At 50.8% G+C, this 1,376-nt stretch carries 1 rRNA gene; it reads right to left on the reverse strand.

Going from position 1 to position 1,376, the window contains the following annotated elements:
* Nucleotides 1–1,330, reverse strand: a 23S ribosomal RNA gene (locus tag T411_RS0115625); the annotation flags it as partial.
* Nucleotides 1,331–1,376: the final 46 nt, after the last annotated feature.

Here is a 1,376-nt window from a genome sequence, read left to right on the forward strand (position 1 = left end):
TCGACTCACCCTGCCCCGATTAACGTTGGACAGGAACCCTTGGTCTTCCGGCGAGGAGGTTTTTCACCCCCTTTGTCGTTACTCATGTCAGCATTCGCACTTCTGATACCTCCAGCAAACCTTACGATTCACCTTCAACGGCTTACAGAACGCTCCCCTACCCAATGTCTAAAAGACATTGCCGCAGCTTCGGTGTATTGCTTAGCCCCGTTACATCTTCCGCGCAGGCCGACTCGACTAGTGAGCTATTACGCTTTCTTTAAATGATGGCTGCTTCTAAGCCAACATCCTAGCTGTCTGAGCCTTCCCACATCGTTTCCCACTTAGCAATACTTTGGGACCTTAGCTGGCGGTCTGGGTTGTTTCCCTCTCCACGACGGACGTTAGCACCCGCCGTGTGTCTCCCGGATAGTACTTACTGGTATTCGGAGTTTGCAAAGGGTTGGTAAGTCGGGATGACCCCCTAGCCTTAACAGTGCTCTACCCCCAGTAGTATTCGTCCGAGGCGCTACCTAAATAGCTTTCGGGGAGAACCAGCTATCTCCGAGTTTGATTGGCCTTTCACCCCTAGCCACAAGTCATCCGCTAATTTTTCAACATTAGTCGGTTCGGTCCTCCAGTTGATGTTACTCAACCTTCAACCTGCCCATGGCTAGATCACCCGGTTTCGGGTCTATATCCAGAGACTGAGCGCCCAGTTAAGACTCGCTTTCGCTACGGCTCCCCTATACGGTTAACCTTGCCACTGAATATAAGTCGCTGACCCATTATACAAAAGGTACGCAGTCACACCACGAAGGTGCTCCTACTGCTTGTACGTACACGGTTTCAGGTTCTATTTCACTCCCCTCACAGGGGTTCTTTTCGCCTTTCCCTCACGGTACTGGTTCACTATCGGTCAGTCAGGAGTATTTAGCCTTGGAGGATGGTCCCCCCATATTCAGACAGGATATCACGTGTCCCGCCCTACTCGATTTCACGCTCGATGAAGCGTCGGTTACGGGGCTATCACCCTGTATCGCCAAGCTTTCCAGCTTGTTCACCTACTTCACCGAGTGCTTAAGGGCTAATCCAGGTTCGCTCGCCGCTACTACCGGAATCTCGGTTGATTTCTTCTCCTCGGGGTACTTAGATGTTTCAGTTCCCCCGGTTTGCTCTGTTAACCTATGTATTCAGTTAACAGTAACTGCTTATGCAGTTGGGTTTCCCCATTCGGAAATCGCAGACTCAAACGGCTCTTACTGCCTTATCTGCGCTTATCGCAAGTTAGTACGTCCTTCATCGCCTCTGACTGCCCAGGCATCCACCGTGTACGCTTAGTCACTTAACCATACAACCCGAAGGAGTTTCGGGTTGCTGTTTAAACAACCTAAGTT

Origin of the sequence: Vibrio cholerae ATCC 14035 (assembly GCF_000621645.1) — a bacterium.
Taxonomy (GTDB): domain Bacteria; phylum Pseudomonadota; class Gammaproteobacteria; order Enterobacterales; family Vibrionaceae; genus Vibrio; species Vibrio cholerae.